The sequence below is a fragment of the Nonomuraea ferruginea genome (genome assembly GCF_039540635.1).
In the GTDB taxonomy this organism is placed as follows: domain Bacteria; phylum Actinomycetota; class Actinomycetes; order Streptosporangiales; family Streptosporangiaceae; genus Nonomuraea; species Nonomuraea ferruginea.
This window is the reverse complement of sequence record NZ_BAABFD010000015.1, coordinates 87587-105821: the sequence shown is the minus strand read 5'-3', so window position 1 is coordinate 105821 and position 18235 is coordinate 87587. Positions and strand designations below refer to the sequence as shown.

Sequence of the window (18235 nt, the reverse complement as noted above, 5' to 3'; positions counted from 1 at the left end):
TGACCGGAGGGTCCGGATGGGTAACGACGGCAAGACGTTCTTCGGTCACCCGTGGGCGCTTGCGACTCTGTTCGGCACGGAGATGTGGGAGCGGTTCAGCTGGTACGGGCTGCGCGCCATCCTGGCGACGTTCATGGTCGCCTCCCCCGCCCATCAGGGGCTGGGCCTGTCGCAGGAGACCGCGCAGGCCGTGGTGGGCATCTACGGCGCGCTGATCTACCTGGTGGCGCTGCCCGGCGGGTGGATCGCGGACCGGATCCTGGGCGCGCGCCGGTCGGTGTTCTGGGGCGGGTTCGTCATCATGTGCGGCCACATCAGCATGGCCGTCCCGGTTCCTTCGCCGGCCTACGTCTGGCTCGGCCTGCTGCTGATCGTCCTGGGCACCGGGCTGCTGAAGCCCAACATCTCCGTCATGGTGGGCAAGCTGTACCCGGAGGACGACGACGCGCGCAGGGACGCCGGATTCTCGCTGTTCTACCTGGGCATCAACCTGGGCGCGTTCTTCGCGCCGATCGTGGTCGGCTCGCTGGCGGCCGGCGACCGGTGGCATCTGGGCTTCGGCGCGGCGGCCGTCGGCATGGCGTTCGGCCTGCTGCAGTACACGATCGGCGGCCGGGTCAGCCTGCGCGGTGTCGGCGACCGGCCGGAGGTCCCGCTGCACCCGCACGAGCTGCGGCGGGTCGGGCTGACGGCGGCGGGGGTGGCGGTGGCGGTGGCGATCGCGCTGGGCTCCTGGGCGGCGACGGGCACGTTCACGCTCGGCCGGTTCACCGCGGTGATGACGGCGGTGATCATCGCCGTGCCGATCGCCTACTTCGGCTACATCATGCTGGGCGCGCACGACCTGAGCGAGGACGAGCGGTCCAGGATGAAGGCCTACATCTGGCTGTTCGCCGCCGCCTCGATCTTCTGGATGATCTACGACCTGGCGCCCAGCAAGCTGCTGTTCTTCGCCGAGAACAACACCGACCTGTCGCTGTTCGGCATCCCGATCCACGCGGCCACCACCCAGTCGTTCAACCCGCTCTTCATCATGATCTTCGTGCCGGTGTTCGCGGCGCTGTGGGTGAAGCTCGGCGACCGGGTGAGCACGGCGCAGAAGTTCGGCTTCGCGCTTGTCATGGTCGGGCTGAGCTTCGTCGTCATGGCGATGGCGGCGAACCTGGCGGAGAGCGGCCGGGTGTCGGTGTGGTGGCTGGTGCTGGTCTACCTGGTGCAGGTGTTCGGCGAGCTGGCGCTCAGCCCGGTGGGGCTGTCGGTGACGACCAAGCTGGCGCCGCGGGCGTTCAAGGGCCAGATGCTGGGGGTCTGGTTCATCGCGGTGTCGGTGGGCGACGCGGTCGGCGGCCAGACCGGGCGGCTCGGCGACGTGATGTCCGAACCGGCCTACTACCTGGTGCTGGCCGCGATGGCGATCGTCGCGGGGCTGGGGCTGTTCGCGTTCAACCGCAAGCTGCGCGCCATGATGGCCGAGCACCACGCGCCGCCCGCGATGCCGCCGGTCCGGTAGACAGTCCAGCGTGGCAGAACTCTTCGATCTCGTCGGCATCTTCGTCTTCGCGCTCACCGGCGCGCTGATGGGGGTGCGCAAGCGTCTGGACGTGGTGGGCATGGCGGTGCTGGCGGAGATCACCGCGCTCGGCGGCGGCATCATGCGCGACCTGGTGCTGAACGTCTCCCCGGTGGCCTTCCAGAGTCTCGGCTACGTGCTGGTGCCGCTGGCTGCGGCGACCGTGGTGTTCTTCTGGCATCCGCACGTGACCCGGGTGATGCCGCTCATCCTGGTGCTGGACGCGGCCGGGCTCGGCCTGTTCTGCGCCGTCGGCACCGCCAAGGCGATGGAGTACGGGCTCAGCCCGCTGCACGCCACCCTGCTCGGCGTCACCACCGGCGTGGGCGGCGGCATGCTGCGCGACGTGCTCGCGGGCGAGATCCCCACGCTGCTGTACGACAGGCAGCTGTACGCGGTCCCCGCGCTCATCGGCTCGGCGGCGATGGCCGGGATGTCGTGGGCCGGGCTGAACGGCTGGCCGGTGGCGCTGGGGGCGGCGGTGCTGACCTTCGGGCTGCGCATCGCCGCGATGCGGTACAACTGGCGCGCCCCCCTGGCCCGCGGCGTCGGCGAATGAGCCCTCACACCATGGGACTGAGCGCGTCCGGCCGGCGCACCGCCCCGGTCAGGCCGAGGCGCCTGGCCGTGTGCAGCCGGGTGACCGCCTCCTTCAGCACCTGGGGCGGCTGGGTGAAGGGCAGCCGCAGGTAGCCGTCCAGCGTCCCCTCCAGGCCGAACCAGGGGCCGGGCGCGATCCGTACGCCATGACAGGCGGCGGCCTCGGCGAGGGAGGCGGCCGAGCCGGAGTCGAGCCGGATCCAGAGCGTGCCGCCGCCCGGCGGCACCGCGAACTCCCAGCCCGGCAGCCGTGCGCGCAGCTCGGTGACGAGCGCGTCGCGTGAGGCGCGCAGCGTGCGGCGGCGCTCGGCCCTGGTCTGCGCCAGGCGCTCGAACAGCGCGGCCACGACGAGCTGCTCCAGCACCGGGCTGGCGATGTCGACCGACGCCCGGTGCTGCGCCATCCGGCGGGCGAGCGCGGCCGTGGTGCGGATCCAGCCGATGCGCAGCCCGCCCCACCACAGCTTGGACGCCGAGCCGATGCTGATCACGGTGCCGCCGGTGTCGAACGCGGCCATCGGCGCGGTGCGGGGCACCTCGTCCAGGGCCAGCTCCGACCAGGTCTCGTCGACGAGCAGGAAGGTGCCGGTCCGCCTGGCGGCGCCCACGACGGCGGACCTGGTGGCGTCGTCCATGAGGGCGCCGGTCGGGTTCTGGAAATCGGGCATGAGGTAGGCGAGCCGGGCGGCGGCCTGCCGCATCGCACCGGAGACCAGGTCCTCCGGCCAGCCGCCTGAGGAGACGCCGACGGACGTGACCCGGGCGCCGAGCCGGCGGGCGGCGTCGATGGCGTGCGGGTAGGTGGGCGACTCCACGATGATCGCGTCGCCGGCGCCGGCCAGCACGCCGAGCACCACCATGATGGCGTGCTGCGAGCCGGTGGTGACGAGGATCTGCTCCGGGCGGGTGGCCAGGCCGCGCTCGGTGTAGCGGGCGGCGATCCGCTCGCGCAGCACGGGCAGCCCGAGCGGGTGGTAGCCGTTGCCCATGCCGTACCTGGGCACCTCCTCGACGGCCTGCGCCATGGCCGCGCGCAGCGCGGACGGCGCGGGCGGGGCGGCGGCGTGCAACTGGATGAGGCCCTCGCCGTCGACGGCGAGCCACGGGTTGTCGGCGGTGACGGCCGGGTCGGGCAGCGCGGTCCAGCTTCCCGAGCCCTGCCGGCTCTCCAGGAAGCCGCGCTCGCGCAGCAGGTCGTAGGCGGCGGTCACGGTGGTGCGGCTGACGCCGAGCGTCCTGGCCAGGTCGCGTTCGGCGGGCATGCGTACCCGGACCGGGATCTGCCCGCCCATGACGGCGGCGCGCATGGCGTCGGCGAGCGCCCGGTAGTAGGGCCGCGCGTGTGGACCGGCGTCGACGAGCCGGGCCACCTGACCTGCCGAAAGAAACCGCATAAGGCCACTTTTCAGGATTGGCCCTGTCTTGGCAAACCGGCCGTGTGCCACGGTGAGGTCATCATGAGCGAAGCGACCATCCCGCATGCCGGTTCCCTGCCCGGACGCCTGCTCCGCCTCTACGGCGGCCTGGCGCTCTACGGGGGCGGCATCGGGCTCCAGATCGAATCCGGCCTCGGCAACGGCCCCTGGGACGTCTTCCATCAGGGGACCGCGCTGTGGACCGGCCTCTCCATCGGAACCATGATCATCATAGTGGGCGCGGTGGTCATGCTGTTCTGGATACCGCTGCGGCAGCGGCCCGGCTTCGGCACGATCAGCAACGTGATCTTCATCGGCCTGTTCGCCGACGCCGCGCTCCACCTGCTGCCCTCCCCCGGGCACCCGGTCGTCGGCTGGCTCTACGTCGCGCTCGGCGTGACGTCCGTCGCGCTGGCCACGGTCCTGTACATCAGCGCCAGGATGGGCGCGGGCCCGCGTGACGGCATCATGACCGGCCTGACCAAGCTCGGTCTCTCGGTGCGGCTGAGCCGGTTCCTCATCGAGATCACCGTGCTGGCCGCCGGATGGCTGCTCGGCGGCACGGCGGGGCTCGGCACCCTGGCCTTCGCGCTCGCCATCGGACCGCTCACCCAGCTCTTCACCCGCTGGTTCCCGCTCGATTGAGGTTAGTGTCGGGGCATGCGGATCGAGGACTACGCGCTCATCGGTGACATGCAGTCGGCGGCTCTGGTCGGCAGGGACGGCTCCATCGACTGGCTCTGCCTGCCCAGGTTCGACTCCCCAGCCTGCTTCGCCGCCCTGCTGGGCAACGACCGCAACGGACACTGGTGGCTCGGCCCGACCGGCAGGCGGCCGGCCGACCGGCGCCGCTACCGGCCTGACACGCTGATCCTGGAGAGCGAGTGGGACACCCCCACCGGCACCGTCCGGGTGATCGACTTCATGCCACCGCGCGACGTCAACCCCGACGTGGTCCGCATCGTGGAGGGGGTGTCGGGCACCGTCGAGATGTCCACCCAGCTGCGGGTCCGCTTCGACTACGGCCGGATCGTGCCGTGGATGCGCCGCAACGGCGGCCACCTGCAGGCCGTCGGCGGCCCCGACTCCGCCTGGCTCCACTCCCCGATCCCGCTGCGCGGCGGCGACTACGCGCACACCGCGACCTTCGAGGTGAAGGCGGGCGACCGGCTGCCGTTCGTGTTCACCTGGCACCCGTCACACGAGCCGATGCCGCCCCAGATCGAGTGCGAGGACCAGCTCGTCCAGACCGAGGTCATGTGGCGCGACTGGGTGGACGCCTGCTCCTACCAGGGGCCGGACAGGTGGCGCGACGCCGTGATCCGCTCCCTGATCACGCTCAAGGCGCTCACCTACGCCCCCACGGGCGGCATCGTCGCCGCGCCCACCACCTCCCTGCCCGAGGACATCGGCGGCGTGCGCAACTGGGACTACCGCTACTGCTGGCTGCGCGACGCCACCATGACGCTGGACGCGCTCATCGGCTCCGGCTACCTGGAGGAGGCCGCCGCGTGGCGGGCGTGGCTGCTGCGCGCCATCGCGGGCCGGCCGCAGGACCTGCAGATCATGTACGGGGTCGCGGGCGAGCGCCGGCTGCCGGAGCTGGAGCTCGGCTGGCTCGACGGCTACGAGCGCTCCCGGCCGGTCAGGATCGGCAACCAGGCGGTCGACCAGCTCCAGCTCGACGTGTACGGCGAGGTGATGAGCTCGCTGTACCTCGCCCGTACCTCCGGTCTGGGGCCGGACCAGCGGGCCTGGTCGATCCAGCGCAAGCTGCTCGACTACGTCGAGGAACACTGGGACGAGCCGGACGAGGGCCTGTGGGAGGTGCGCGGCCCGCGCCGCCACTTCGTGCACTCGAAGGTGATGTGCTGGGTGGCCCTCGACCGGGCGGTCAAGTACGTCGAGCGGTTCGACCGCACCGGCCCGGCCGACCGCTGGCGCGCGGCGCGCGACAAGATGCACGCCGAGATCTGCGACAAGGGCTACGACCCGCACCGCAACACCTTCACCCAGTCCTACGGCTCCCACGAGCTGGACGCGGCGCTGCTGCTCATCCCCATGCTCGGGTTCCTGCCGATCGACGACCCCCGGGTGACGGGCACGGTCGCGGCCATCGAGAAGGAGCTGATGGCCGACGGTTTCGTGCTGCGTTACCCGGTGGCCGAGGACAACGACGTCGACGGGCTGCCCGGCGGCGAGGGCGCGTTCCTGGCGTGCAGCTTCTGGCTGGTCGAGGTCATGGCCATGCAGGGGCGCAAGGAGGAGGCGGCCGAGCTGTTCGACCGGCTGCTGGCGCTGCGCAACGACGTCGGGTTGCTGGCCGAGGAGTACGACCCGCGCTACGACAGGCTGGTGGGCAACTTCCCGCAGGCGTTCTCGCACGTCCCGCTGATCCACGCGGCGCGGGCGCTGTCGAAGCTCATGTGAGCCCTAGACGGCCAGCCTGGCGAGCACTTCGGCGAACTCCGGCGGCGGGGCCACGACCAGCCTCGTCTGGCCCTGCCGCAGCTCGATGTCGGCCCTGATGAGCGCGAGCCGGCCGCCGTGCCACCAGTAGACCTGCGAGCTGAGCCCGCCGGTACGGGCGGCGTGCACGCGCAGCCGCTCGATCGCGCGCACCACGCCGATCCCGTCAACCGGGTGGACGAGCAGGGTGTACGGGTCGGGCAGGACGACCAGCGCCCCGTCGGCGGGCACCGGGAGATACTCCTCCAGCCAGCGCAGGTGGGTCGCGGCGGCCGGGGTGGCCGCGGTGAGCCGGGTGACCGGGGTGCCCGACAGCTCGACGGACTCGGTGGTCAGCCGCACGCCGAGCCGCACGTTGGACACGGCCAGCTCCAGCGCCCGCGCGGCCGGCACCGGCCAGCAGCCGGCCTCCTCGGGCCGTACCGGGCGGTCGCCGACGGCGAGCAGTTCGACCAGGTCGCCGTTGAGGTGGCGGCCCACCACCCGGGCGGGGTCGGCCACCTCACCGGCCGGCTCCACGCGGGTGGTCAGCAGCGGCCGGACCTGTTCCAGGTCGCAGTAGTCGAGCGGGCCGCCCGCCACGGCGTGCGCCAGGTGCTCGGAGACGAGCGTCGGCCAGTCCTCGCGGGCCCGGCGGACCGCCTCCCTGCGCAACCCGGTCAGCCTGACCCGGATCTCCCGGGGGCCGCGCATGGTCAGGGAGGCGCCGTCGGCCGCGAACACGCAGGTGTAGCCGAGGGACTCGGTGACGAGGGCGAGCAGCGAGTCGAGGTCGACGTCCTCCACCGATCGTCGCGAGGGCTCCTGTGGGAAGGATGGCACGCGCCGTGTCCCTTTCTGTCGGTTTTGTCCCCTTCTTGTCCTACCTTGCCTGGTCCTCGTTCCAGTAGGGGCCGGTCAGGGAGCACGATTCGGTATCAATAGCCCCAAGAGCCCCAAGCCACACACTCAACTGGGGCGATCCATGCCCTACGGGAAGCCCCGCGACGACCGGCACCCCGAGCGGCTCCAGGCGGTCACGGAGCACCGGGTAGGGATCGCCGCAGTCGACCCAGGACCCGAGCGCGATCCCCCGCACGCCCGCGAACGCGCCGGCCTGCAGGAGCTGGGTGAGCATGCGGTCGACGCGGTAGGGCTCCTCGCCGATGTCTTCGAGGAACGCGATCCGGCCGTCGAACGACGGCTGGTGGCGCGTGCCGCACAGCGAGGCCAGCAGCGACAGGTTACCGCCGGTCAGCACCCCTTCGGCCCGGCCGGGCACCAGCACCCGATCGCCCGTGACCGGCGCGGCGGCGCCGGACAGGGCCGCGAGCATCGCGTCCCAGGTGACCGGCTCGGGGCCCTGCTCGCCGCCGATCAGCACGTTGCCGGGCATCGGGCCGTGCAGCGTGGGCACGCCCAGCTCCACGGCGAACGCCTGGTGCAGCGCGGTGATGTCGCTGGAGCCGATGAGCACCTTCGGCCCGGCGGCCCGCATCGCGTCCCAGTCGATCAGGCCGAGCAGCCGGGCCGCGCCGTAGCCGCCCCTGGCGCAGAACACCGCGGACACCGCCGGATCGCACCACGCCGCCTGCAGGTCGGCCGCCCGGGCCGCGTCCTCACCGGCCAGGTAGGGCAGATCCTGGCGGTCGAGCGCGTGCGGGCCGACGATGACCTTCATGCCGAGCCCCTCCAGGCGCTCGACCCCCCGCTTCAGCACGGCGGCGTCCGCCGGGCCCGACGGGGACACGACGGCGACGGTGGCGTCATGGTGCAAGAATCCGGTTGTCTCTATCACCCGGAAAACGGTGTCACACTTACCTCTCGTATGCGACTTCCGCCCCACATCCTCGTGGTCAACGGCATCAAGGTCCGCAGGCCGGTGTTCCTGGTCGGCGCCCCGCACTCGGGCACGGACCTGCTGGCCCGCGCCCTCAAACGGGCGCCCGGGTTCCACCTGACGACGGGCCGCGCGTGCGTGGCGCACGTGGTGTACGCCTTCGCCCGCCGGCCGTCGATCGGCCGCACCTCCGGCGCGGTGCGGGTGCTGCGCGACGCACTGGCCGAGTCGTGGCAGGTGCTGAACGGCTCGTGCGGGCTGTGCTCCGACGCCTGCCGGGAGGCGGGCGGCGTGACCAGCACCGGCCCGTGCGTGGCGACCGGCGAGGTCACCAGGTTCGGCGACGCCAGCCCCGACCTGCTCTACGCCGTGCCCGTGCTGCGGCGCGCCTTCCCCGACGCGCGGTTCGTGCAGCTCATCCGCGACGGCCGGGACGTCACCGCCGACATGCTCGACGACCCGGCCTGCCTGGCCTGGTTCAAGCCCGTGATGCTGCCGGAGGACACCGAGTTCCCCAACGAGTTCCTCGGTGTCAACCGCGACGAGCACCGCGACCGCTGGAAGACCATGCCGGTGGCCGGCAAGAGCGCGCTGCGCTGGCGCAGCGCGGTGCGGCTGAACGCGACCCTCCGCCAGGAGCTGCCGGAGGACCAGCTCATCACGGTCCGCTACGAGGACCTGGCGCTCAGACCCGCGCAGGAGGCGGCCAGGCTGTCGGAGTTCCTGGACACGCGGGTGCCGAAGGTCGCCCTGTACGGGCCCGCGCCCCGGGTGGGCGGCTGGCGCGCCCGCCTGCGGGCGGAGGACGCCGAGCTGGTGGAGAAGGTGGCCCGCCAGGAGCTCACCCGGCTGGGCTACCTGACGAGCTGAACTGGGTGCGGTAGAGCTCGGCGTACAGCCCGCCGCGGGCCAGCAGCTCCTCGTGGCGGCCGCGCTCGGCGACGCGACCGGCGTTCACGACCAGGATCTCGTCGGCCTCCCGGATCGTGGAGAGCCGGTGCGCGATCACCAGCGAGGTGCGGCCCGTCAGCGCGGTCTTGAGCGCCTGCTGCACGGCCGCCTCCGACTCCGAGTCCAGGTGGGCGGTCGCCTCGTCGAGCACGACCACGCGCGGCGCCTTGAGCAGCAGCCGGGCCAGCGCCAGGCGCTGCTTCTCGCCGCCGGACAGCCGGTAGCCGCGCTCGCCGACCACGGTCTCCAGCTGGTCGGGCAGCGCCTCGACCAGCTCGCCGATCTGCGCGGCCCGCAGCGCCGCCCACATCTCCTCCTCGCTCGCGCCGGGGCGGGCGTAGAGCAGGTTGGCCCCGATCGTGTCGTGGAACAGGTGGGGGTCCTGCATGACCACGCCCACGGTGTCGCGCAGCGAGGCGAGCGTGGCCTCGCGCACGTCCAGGCCGTTGATCCGGACGGCTCCGCCGGTGACGTCGTAGAGCCGGGAGACGAGCGAGGTGATCGTGGTCTTGCCCGCGCCGGAGTGGCCGACAAGGGCGATGAGCCTGCCGGGCTCGGCGGTGAAGGTCACGCCGTCGAGCACCTGCGCCGACGGGCCGGTGTCCTGCTTGGCGACCGACTCCAGGGACGCCAGCGACACCTCATCCGCCGACGGGTAGCGGAAGCTCACGTCGTCGAACTCGATCGTGACCGGGCCGCCCGGCACCGGACGGGCGCCGGGCCGCTCGGCCACCATCGGCTTCAGGTCGAGGATCTCGAAGACCCGGTCGAAGCTCACCAGGGCCGTCATCACGTCGACGTGCACGTTCGACAGCGACGTGAGCGGCCCGTACAGACGCATGAGCAGCGCGGCCAGGGCGACGAGCGTGCCCAGCTCGAACACGTCGCCCACGGCCAGCACGCCGCCGATCCCGTACACCAGGGCCGTCGCCAGGGCGGCGACCAGGCCGAGCGCGACCCGGAAGACGGCGGCGTACATGCCGACCCGCACCCCGATGTCGCGCACCCTGGCGGCGCGCTCACCGAAGACGGCGGCGTCGTCCTCGGGCCGGCCGTAGAGCTTGGCCACCATCGCGCCGGCCACGTTGAACCGTTCGGTGGTGACGCTGCTCATCTCGGCGTCGAGCTGCATCTGCTCGCGGGTCAGCGCCGACATGCGGCGGCCGACCCACTTGGCGGGCACGATGAAGATCGGCAGCAGCACCAGGGCGACCAGCGTCACCTGCCACGACAGCACGAGCATGGCGGCGAGCACCAGGACGAGGCTGACGATGTTGGACACCACGGACGACAGCGTGCTGGTCAGCGCCCGCTGGGCACCGATCACGTCGGTGTTGAGGCGTGACACCAGCGCGCCGGTCTGGGCCCGGGTGAAGAACGCCACCGGCATCCGCTGCACGTGGTCGAAGACCTCGGTGCGCAGGTCGTAGATCAGGCCCTCGCCGATGCGGGCGGAGAACCACCGTTGTGCCAGGGTCAGCCCGGCGTCGACGACCGCCAGCGTGGCGATCGCCACCGCCAGGCCGATCACCACGCCGGTCCGCTTCGGCAGGATGCCGTCGTCGATGATGGCCTTCATGAGCAGCGGGTTGGCCACGACGACGACCGCGCCCGCCACCACCAGCAACAGGAACGCCGCGATCTGCCGCCGGTAGGGGCGGGCGTAGCCGGCGATCCGCCGCACCGTGCCGGGCGCGAGCCGCTGCTTGGTCACCGAGCCGTCCCGCCGCAGCGACGCCCACACTTGGGGGCCGAAACCCCCTCCCATCATCGCCATCCAGGGGAAATCCTCTCACTCCCCCAGCTAAGCGTCGCGGGGCCGTCCGTCGATTCCCTTATCAGCTTCTGGCGAAACCGCTCCGCCCCGTCATGACTGGGCGTTGAAGAGGGCCCTGAGGCGTTCGGCCTGCTCGGCGCCCTCCGCGGCTCTCTGCTCCTCCAGGGTGCGCGCGGACGCGCCCTGAAGGAGCCGCTTGGTCGCTGCCGCCGCGTCCCGGTTGGTCGACAGCAGTTGCGCGGCCTTGTCGGCCACGGCCTTGTCGAGGTCGCCCCCCGCGACCACGTGTTCGGCCAGGCCGATGCGGAAGGCTTCGTCGGCTTCCACGATCCTGGCCGTCAGGCAGATGTCGATCGCCTTGGCCAGGCCCACCAGCTCCACCAGGGGCTTGGTGCCGGTCAGATCGGGCACCAGCCCGAGCGCGGGCTCTTTCATGCAGAACTTGACATCGTCGGCCACGATCCGCAGGTCGCAGGAGAGCGCGAGCTGGAAGCCCGCACCGATCGCGTGACCCTGCACGGCCGCGATGGAGACGATCTCGGGGCGGCGCAGCCACAGGAAACCCTGCTGAGCCTGGTCGACCAGTCGCTGGAGCGAGCTGTCGTCCTGCCTGCTGGCCGAGCCGAACGAGCCCTGCCCCGGCACCCCTTCTTTCGTGAACATCCGCAGGTCGATGCCTGCCGAGAAGGACGGTCCCTCACCTTTCACCACGACCACGCGCACCTGCTCCGGCAGGCCGGCGCCGATGCGTGCAAGAGCCGACCAGGTCGCGGACGTCTGCGCGTTCCGCTTGTCCGGCCGGTTCAGAGTGACCGTGGCTATCTCACCGTCCACCTCGTAGCGCAGGCCGATCTCCGCCAGCTCCTCGGCGGAAACCTCCTCCGCGTACCCCCCGCGCTGCTGTGGCGCCTTCGCGTCGCCCATCACCGCTGCCCTCCTCGCTGTACCGTCGCGCCCGAGCTTACAGAATGAGATTCTGGCCCGGGCGCGACGGCAGGCTGACTAGGGACGAGCGGCTGCGGTCGCGCGTTCCGAGGCGGCCGTCAGCGCTTGGACTTGCCCCGGGTCGCCCCTCCGCGTCCGCGCAGAGTCACCCCGGACTCGCTGAGGATGCGGTGGATGAACCCGTAGGACCGGCCGGTCGAAGCCGCCAGGGCGCGGATGCTCTCGCCCGCGGCATAGCGCTTCTTCAGATCGCCGGCCAGTTTCTCGCGATCGGCCCCCGTCACCCGGGTGCCCTTCTTCAGTGTCTCGGCCACGAGTACCTCCTGTAGTGCCGGACTTCCGCAGCGTTACTCCGCCATGATCAGTCATTTCAGCGGGATCGGCTACCTACTCCACGGGAAAAGATCCGTACCCACCCAAATTAAGATCAGGCAAGTGCCACAAGATCGGAAAATTCCTCGCTCCACGCGTCTTCAGTTCCGTCTGGCAGCAAGATCACCCTATCCGGTGACAGGGCGTCAACGGCACCCTCGTCATGGGTCACCAGCACGATCGCTCCTGAATACGACCTCAGAGCGTTGAGAACCTGCTCACGACTGACCGGATCGAGGTTGTTCGTCGGCTCGTCGAGCAGCAGGACATTCGCGCTCGACAGCACCAGCGTGGCCAGCGCCAGGCGGGTCTTCTCGCCTCCGGACAGGACTCCGGCGGGCTTGTCGGCGTCGTCCCCGGTGAACAGGAACGAGCCGAGGACCTTGCGCAGCTCGGTGTCAGTGAACGTTCCGCCTGCCGAACGCATGTTCTCCAGGACGGTTCTGTCACTGTCGAGCGTCTCGTGCTCCTGGGCGTAATAGCCGATCTTCAGCCCGTGGCCGGGCCGGATCTCCCCCGTGTCGGGCCGCTCCACCCCGCCCAGCAGGCGCAGCAGCGTGGTCTTGCCGGCGCCGTTGAGCCCGAGGATGACCACCCGGTGACCTCGGTCGATGGCCACGTCGACGTCGGTGAAGACCTCCAGGGACCCGTAGGACTTGGACAGGCCCTCCGCCATCAGCGGGGTGCGGCCGCACGGCTGGGGATCGGGGAAGCGCAGCCGGGCGACCTTGTCGCTCACGCGCTCCTCCTCGGTGGAGGCCAGCAGGCGGTGCGCGCGGCGCATCATGTCCTGCGCGGCCTTCGCCTTGGTGGCCTTGGCGCGCATCTTGTCGGCCTGCGAGAGGAGCGCGCCGGCCTGCTTCTCGGCGTTGGCGCGCTCGCGCTTGCGGCGCTTCTCGTCGGTCTCGCGCTGGGCGAGGTAGGCCTTCCAGCCGACGTTGTAGTGATCGACGACGCACCGGTTGGCGTCGAGGTGGAGCACCTTGTTGACCGTGGCTTCAAGAAGCTGGACGTCGTGGCTGATGATCACCAAGCCGCCCTGATGAGAGCGCAAAAAATCACGAAGCCACCCGATTGAGTCCGCATCTAGGTGGTTTGTCGGCTCGTCGAGAAGGAGAGTTTCCGCCCCGCTGAAAAGAATTCTCGCCAATTCCACCCGCCTGCGCTGGCCGCCAGAAAGCGTTTTCAGCGGCTGCCCGAGCACCCGGTCGGCCAGGCCGAGGCTGGAGGCGATGGAGGCCGCCTCCGACTCCGCGGCGTAGCCGCCGAGCACGTGCATCTGGTCCTCCAGGCGGCCGTACTGCCTGACGGCCTTCTCGCGGGTGCGCTCGTCGGCGGAGGACATGCCGGCCTCGGCCTCGCGCAGCTTGCGCAGCACCTCGTCCAGGCCCCTGGCCGACAGGACGCGGTCGCGGGCCAGCACCTCCAGGTCGCCCGTGCGGGGGTCCTGCGGCAGGTAGCCGACGCTGCCGGTGCGGGTGACGGTGCCGGCGGCGGGCAGCGCCTCGCCTGCCACCACCTTGGTCAGCGTCGTCTTGCCGGCGCCGTTGCGCCCGACGAGCCCGATCTTGTCGCCGGGGTTGACCCGGAAGGAGGCGTTCTCGATGAGGAGGCGCGAGCCCGCACGCAGTTCGATGTCAGTGGCAATGATCATGATTGACGAAGCACTCCCGAGCTAGGAAACGAGGGATGAGGGCGAGCGACGCCGGTCAATCGGGAGTGTGCATACGGATCAGTGTAGGGCCCGTGCCTGGAGCTCCGCCTTCGCTCGAAGCGTCACATAGCGGGGAACGCCGGGGGACCGTCGTTCGATTCCGGCAGGTGCCGGGCGATCAGGGCCAGGTTCTGGATCGCGGCGAGGCCGTACTGGGCGGCGTCGTTGGTGCTGACGAACGGCGCGTCCCAGAGGGCGGCGGGCACGTGCGGCCCCTCGACCCGGGTCAGCCGCCAGTCCGGTTCCCGTTGCAAGGGGTTGCTGTTGAGCTGGTCGCCCTCGTCGTGGAAGAACCTGCGCCAGGCCAGCGCGGCCAGGTCCGCGTCGTCGAGGCGGGCGGCGGCGTAGGCGGCCAGGCGGCTGTGCGCCTGGATCAGGGAGATCCCGGTCAGCGGGCGGCCGGTCTCGGCGGCCTGCGCCTCGGGCGTGGCGAGGTAGAGGCGGCAGTAGTCGAGCCACGCCCGTTCGAATCCGGGCACGTCCAGGCCGAGCGAGAGCAGTTCGGAGCACACCTCGGGCAGGCCGAAGACCGCCGACAGGTGGGAGACCGAGACGGTGTCGCGCGAGGTGTCGAACCGGCCGGTGGCCAGGTCGAGGCGGGCCTCGCCGGTGAGGAACCCGTTGGGCAGCGCGCCGATGCCGGCCATGGTGCGCAGCAGCTTGTCCCTGGCCCGCCCGTCGCCGTAGCGCTCCCAGCGGGTCAGCCAGGCGGCGGCGAGCGCGCTCCAGTCGGCGCCGAGCCCGACCGACAGCGCCGACGGGTCCGGCGTGTAGTCGTCCTCACGGACCTTGCGCAGCGGGTCGAGCGCCGCGTACGCCTCCTCAGCTTCGGCCACCTCGTCGAGCAGGTCGCCGGTGCGCTCGTCGGCGGTCAGGTAGTAGAGGAAACGGCGGTAGGCGGCGCTGGAGATCCGCAACTGCTTGCAGCTGCACCCCCAGTGCTGCACGTTGTGCCGGCTGCCCAGGCCCTTCCACCGGCCCAGATGGTAGACGTCGACCTCGCCGGTGTGGCGGGTCATGGCCTCGGCGAAGCGGAACACGTCGGCCCGCCCGGTGCGCAGGAACTGGTACCACAGCCACAGGTCGGGCGACAGCTCGGAGTTGTCCCAGGCGTAGCCGCCGACGTCGTAGCGCCAGGTGTGCCGGTCGGCGTCGTAGGTGTGCATGACGTCGCCGTAGTCCCAGAACCCGTACCAGCGGCGCTGCTCGCGCTCGCGCGCGTACAGGTCGAACAGGAAGTCCAGGCGGTCCTCGATCGCGGCGCGGGCGGGGGTGGCGCGGTCGGGCGGCGCCCAGTCGCCGAACACGCCCGCCGCCCTGATCCGCTCGGGGCTCGCGACCAGCAGCGGCGGCTCGTTCATCGCGGCCGCGTGCGCGGCCAGGTCCGGGTGCGCGGGCGTGGCCCCGTACACGCGCAGGGTCAGCTCGTGGGTGCGGGCGATGCCGTACGGGTCGCCGAAGCCGGGTTCGTGGTCCTCGTACGTGATCTCCAGGCCTTCGAGCTGCTCGGCGAAGGTGTCCTGGCCCAGGCCGTCGTGCCAGAACCGCAGGTCCATGGCGGGCGCGGACGGCGACCAGAGCCAGACCGTGGCGGTGGCCAGGCCGGTGGCGGCGTCGCGGACGTCGAGCCTGGCCGGGTGGAGGCGCCAGAAGTCGCGCAGGCCGAAGCCGAGGCCGCCGCTCGTGCCGCCGGCGTAGCCGTACCCGGCCGAGCGGGTCCCGGACGGGATCGTCACCCACGCGTGGCCTTCGGCGGTGCGCTTGCGCATCAGGTAGCCGTCGGCGGAGTTCTGGTCGAGCGTGTAGTCGTTCCAGGCGGGGACGAGGTGCAGGCGGCCGGCCACCTCGGGGTCGCCGACGGGCCCGCACGGGCGGCCCTCGACCTGGGCGCGCCGCACCCGCTCGCCGGGGTCGCGGCGCAGGCCGGTCAGGCCGCGCACGGCCTCGGTGAGGAAGCCGTCGCGGCCGGCCAGCCGGATGTGCCGGTCGTGGAGCTCGTCCCGCATCACGACGCCGGCCCGCAGGCCCAGCCCGGCGAGGAAGTCGCGGCCGGGGTCGCCGTCCCAGACGAACGTGTGCGCGATCCGCACGTCCTCGGCGCCCGCGTAGAAGTAGAGGCGGACGGTGAAGGGCAGCCAGTCGCCGTGCCGGCCCTCCGCCCTGATCACCGCGCGCACCGGCCCGTCCTGTTCCACGGTGACCCGCTCGATCCGTCCCGTGGCGCTCTCCCGTCGGACCGCGCCCCCGTCGTCGGGCGTGGGCCCGTCCTGGCGCAGGCTGACGAGGCGGACGTCGCGGAGGATCTCCCTGCCGTCCCGCCCGGCGGAGCGGACCAGCGTGTCCCCCGACGGCTCGATCGTCCAGACGACAGTCCCGGTGCTCACCCTGATCAGGCCGCCCTCGCGGGTGACGGTGACGGGCACGCGCGGCGCCGCGGGCTCCCTTCCCGGTACGAGGACGTACGCGTCCTCCCCGGCGGCCGCCGCGGCGTGGGCGGACCACTTGACCGAGCCGTCCGGCCAGGTGGCGGTCACCCAGCTCTGCACCGGCACCTCTCCCCCGCCGGCGCCGGTCAGGGCGAAGGGCACGCCGGGGGCGACGGCGCCGCGCGGCCACGGCACGCCCCAGGTCACCCCCTGCCCGCCACCCGGACGGTCCAGCCAGCGCAGCGAGGTCTCCACTCCGGTCACTCCTTCACCGACCCGATCAGCACGCCCTTGGCGAAGTGCTTCTGCAGGAACGGGTAGAAGAACAGGATCGGCAGCGTGGCGATCACCACGACCGCGAACATCAGGCCCCTCGCGGGGAAGAACACCGTGTCCAGCGCGCTGATGGCGTTGGCCGCGTCGGGGCTGGTGAGCTGCCGGACCAGCACCTGCAGGGTCCATTTGTCGTTGTCGTTGATGTAGAGCAGCGGCGACATGTAGTCGTTCCAGATGCCCACCGCGTAGAACAGCGAGAACGTGGCGATGATCGGCTTCGACAGCGGCATGACGATCTTGAAGAAGACGCCGAGCTCGTTGCAGCCGTCGATCCGCGCCGCCTCCTCCAGGGCCTGCGGCAGTTCCTGGAAGAACGACTTCACGATGATCAGGTAGAAGGGGTTGATCGCCAGCGGCAGGATCAGCGCCCAGTAGCTGTCCAGCATCCCCAGGTCGCGCACCACCAGGTAGGTCGGCACGATCCCGCCGCCGAAGACCAGCGTGAAGACGACCAGGTTGAGCACCAGGGTGCGGCCCGGCAGGTAACGCTTCGACAGCGGGTAGGCCATGGTGAAGGTCAGCGCGACCTGCAGCACCGTCCCCACGGCGGTCACCGCGATGGTGGTGAGCAGCGCCCGCAGCATGGTGTCGTTGGCGAAGATGTACTCGTACGTGCTCGTGACGAACTTCTCCGGCCACAGGAAGAACGGCCGGGTGGAGATCTCCGCCTCGGTCGCGAACGACCCGGCGAGCACGTAGAACAACGGGAGCACGGTGACCAGCGCCACCGCGCCGAGCACGACGACGTTGAGCGTGTCGAACACGCGGCTGCCGAGCGAGCTGTAGTGCTTGATCGGCGTGTTGGCAGGTTTCTTGTCGGACACGGCCGCGCGCTCCTCAGAAAAGTCCGCGCTGGCCCATGCGCTTGGCCAGCCAGTTGGCGCCGAAGATCAGGATGACGCCGGCGATGCCCTTGAACAGGCCGACCGCCGTGGCGTAGCTGTAGCCGCCCCCGGCGATGCCGACGTAGTAGACGAAGGTGTCGAACACCTCCGCCGTCGAGCGGTTCAGCGAGTTGGTGAGCAGCCAGATCTGCTCGAAGCTCTGGTCGAGGAGGTTGCCGGAGGTCAGGATCGCCATGACCACGATGGTGGGCCGGATCGCCGGCAGCGTGACGTGCCAGAACTGCCGGAAGCGGCCGGCGCCGTCCATCCGCGCCGCCTCGTACAGCTGGGTGTCCACGCTGGCCAGCGCGGCCAGGTAGATGATCGTCCCCCAGCCTGACGTCTTCCACAGCAGCTGCAGGATGACCAGCGGCCTGAACCACTCCGGCTGAGCCATGTAGTCGACCTTGGGGCCGCCGCCGGTCAGACTGTGGATCCAGCCCGCGATCACGCCGAAGTCCACCGCGAACAGCAGGTACGTCAGCGAGAAGACGATCGTCCAGGACAGGAAGTGCGGGATGTAGATGAGCGACTGCACGTACCGCTTGTAGACGCTGACCCGCAGCTCGTTCAGCAGCAACGCCAGGATGATCGGCGCCGGGAAGACGAAGATCGCGGTCAGCAGGGCGAGGAACAGGGTGTTGAAGAGCAGGCGCGCGAAGTCCGGCCCGGTGAACAGCGCCTCGAAGTGCTTGAGGCCGACCCAGGGGCTGCCGGAGTAGCCGAGGAACGGCACGAAGTCCTGGAAGGCGATGGTCAGGCCGTACAACGGCAGATATCTGAAGATCGCGAAGTAGGCCAGGCCGGGGATGAGCATCACGTACAGCCAGCGGTAGCGCGTCAGCGCCGCGCGGACCGACACCCTGCCGGATCCGTCCCGGTTGTTCTTGGGGGCCGCCTCGGTGACGGGCGACGCCAGATCGGTGGCCACGGCGGCCTCCTTTCGAAAGGAGAGGC

At 71.1% G+C, this 18235-nt stretch carries 15 protein-coding genes; 5 read left to right on the top strand and 10 right to left on the bottom strand.

Going from position 1 to position 18235, the window contains the following annotated elements; genetic code table 11:
• Positions 1–16: 16 nt before the first annotated feature.
• Positions 17–1510 carry a peptide MFS transporter gene (locus ABD999_RS27200; RefSeq protein ID WP_271275630.1) on the top strand — a complete coding sequence of 498 codons (1494 nt, stop codon included), beginning with the start codon at positions 17–19 and terminating at the stop codon, positions 1508–1510.
• Between the two features lie 10 nt (positions 1511–1520).
• The gene (locus tag ABD999_RS27195; protein WP_148031324.1) at positions 1521–2129 is read left to right on the top strand and encodes a trimeric intracellular cation channel family protein; all 609 of its coding nucleotides are present in this window, start codon (positions 1521–1523) and stop codon (positions 2127–2129) included.
• A 4-nt stretch (positions 2130–2133) separates the two neighbouring features.
• Here the strand turns inward: ABD999_RS27195 and yczR are convergent, their stop codons facing one another.
• On the bottom strand, positions 2134–3564 hold the full coding sequence (gene yczR / locus ABD999_RS27190; protein WP_271275629.1) for a MocR-like transcription factor YczR: 1431 nt from the start codon (positions 3562–3564) through the stop codon (positions 2134–2136).
• 63 nt (positions 3565–3627) lie between these two features.
• On the opposite strand from yczR, the gene yczE reads away from it, so the two are divergent.
• Positions 3628–4230 carry a membrane protein YczE gene (gene yczE, locus ABD999_RS27185; RefSeq protein ID WP_219547725.1) on the top strand — a complete coding sequence of 201 codons (603 nt, stop codon included), beginning with the start codon at positions 3628–3630 and terminating at the stop codon, positions 4228–4230.
• 15 nt (positions 4231–4245) lie between these two features.
• A complete protein-coding gene (locus ABD999_RS27180) occupies positions 4246–6015 on the top strand; it encodes a glycoside hydrolase family 15 protein (RefSeq protein ID WP_271275628.1) in 1770 nt (589 codons plus the stop codon).
• 3 nt (positions 6016–6018) lie between these two features.
• Here ABD999_RS27180 and ABD999_RS27175 read toward each other — a convergent pair whose 3' ends face one another.
• Positions 6019–6876 carry a DUF1444 domain-containing protein gene (locus tag ABD999_RS27175; RefSeq protein WP_271275627.1) on the bottom strand — a complete coding sequence of 286 codons (858 nt, stop codon included), beginning with the start codon at positions 6874–6876 and terminating at the stop codon, positions 6019–6021.
• Positions 6877–6916: 40 nt separating this feature from the next.
• On the bottom strand, positions 6917–7831 hold the full coding sequence (locus ABD999_RS27170; RefSeq protein WP_345482944.1) for a S66 peptidase family protein: 915 nt from the start codon (positions 7829–7831) through the stop codon (positions 6917–6919).
• Positions 7832–7861: 30 nt separating this feature from the next.
• Between ABD999_RS27170 and ABD999_RS27165 the strand changes: the two genes are divergently transcribed.
• Entirely contained in the window at positions 7862–8743 is an 882-nt protein-coding gene (locus ABD999_RS27165) for a sulfotransferase family protein (RefSeq protein WP_271275625.1), read from the top strand.
• On the opposite strand, the gene ABD999_RS27160 is transcribed toward ABD999_RS27165, so the two are convergent.
• The 7 genes from ABD999_RS27160 to ABD999_RS27130 form a co-directional block, all read right to left on the bottom strand.
• On the bottom strand, positions 8715–10601 hold the full coding sequence (locus ABD999_RS27160; RefSeq protein ID WP_271275624.1) for an ABC transporter ATP-binding protein: 1887 nt from the start codon (positions 10599–10601) through the stop codon (positions 8715–8717). The genes ABD999_RS27165 and ABD999_RS27160 overlap by 29 nt on opposite strands.
• Positions 10602–10691: 90 nt before the next feature.
• A complete protein-coding gene (locus ABD999_RS27155) occupies positions 10692–11525 on the bottom strand; it encodes an enoyl-CoA hydratase/isomerase family protein (protein ID WP_271275623.1) in 834 nt (277 codons plus the stop codon).
• A 119-nt stretch (positions 11526–11644) separates the two neighbouring features.
• On the bottom strand, positions 11645–11860 hold the full coding sequence (locus ABD999_RS27150) for a helix-turn-helix domain-containing protein (RefSeq protein ID WP_020547488.1): 216 nt from the start codon (positions 11858–11860) through the stop codon (positions 11645–11647).
• Positions 11861–11973: 113 nt separating this feature from the next.
• On the bottom strand, positions 11974–13572 hold the full coding sequence (locus ABD999_RS27145) for an ABC-F family ATP-binding cassette domain-containing protein (RefSeq protein ID WP_219547720.1): 1599 nt from the start codon (positions 13570–13572) through the stop codon (positions 11974–11976).
• Between the two features lie 122 nt (positions 13573–13694).
• Complete coding sequence (locus ABD999_RS27140) at positions 13695–16313, bottom strand: exo-rhamnogalacturonan lyase family protein (RefSeq protein ID WP_271275622.1); 2619 nt, start codon at positions 16311–16313, stop codon at positions 13695–13697.
• A 5-nt stretch (positions 16314–16318) separates the two neighbouring features.
• Positions 16319–17218, bottom strand: coding sequence for a carbohydrate ABC transporter permease (locus ABD999_RS27135; RefSeq protein WP_222708923.1), 900 nt, complete (start codon positions 17216–17218; stop codon positions 16319–16321).
• Between the two features lie 13 nt (positions 17219–17231).
• A complete protein-coding gene (locus ABD999_RS27130) occupies positions 17232–18209 on the bottom strand; it encodes an ABC transporter permease (protein ID WP_222708922.1) in 978 nt (325 codons plus the stop codon).
• Between the last annotated feature and the right edge of the window lie 26 nt (positions 18210–18235).

What these genes read in the sequence shown, in the direction of transcription:
- ABD999_RS27160 (WP_271275624.1), bottom strand. Translation starts at nt 10,601, where the DNA reads ATGGCGATGATGGGAGGGGGTTTCGGCCCCCAAGTGTGGGCGTCGCTG.
- ABD999_RS27180 (WP_271275628.1), top strand. Translation starts at nt 4,246, where the DNA reads ATGCGGATCGAGGACTACGCGCTCATCGGTGACATGCAGTCGGCGGCT.
- ABD999_RS27155 (WP_271275623.1), bottom strand. Translation starts at nt 11,525, where the DNA reads ATGGGCGACGCGAAGGCGCCACAGCAGCGCGGGGGGTACGCGGAGGAG.
- yczE (WP_219547725.1), top strand. Translation starts at nt 3,628, where the DNA reads ATGAGCGAAGCGACCATCCCGCATGCCGGTTCCCTGCCCGGACGCCTG.
- ABD999_RS27165 (WP_271275625.1), top strand. Translation starts at nt 7,862, where the DNA reads ATGCGACTTCCGCCCCACATCCTCGTGGTCAACGGCATCAAGGTCCGC.
- ABD999_RS27200 (WP_271275630.1), top strand. Translation starts at nt 17, where the DNA reads ATGGGTAACGACGGCAAGACGTTCTTCGGTCACCCGTGGGCGCTTGCG.
- yczR (WP_271275629.1), bottom strand. Translation starts at nt 3,564, where the DNA reads ATGCGGTTTCTTTCGGCAGGTCAGGTGGCCCGGCTCGTCGACGCCGGT.
- ABD999_RS27145 (WP_219547720.1), bottom strand. Translation starts at nt 13,572, where the DNA reads ATGATCATTGCCACTGACATCGAACTGCGTGCGGGCTCGCGCCTCCTC.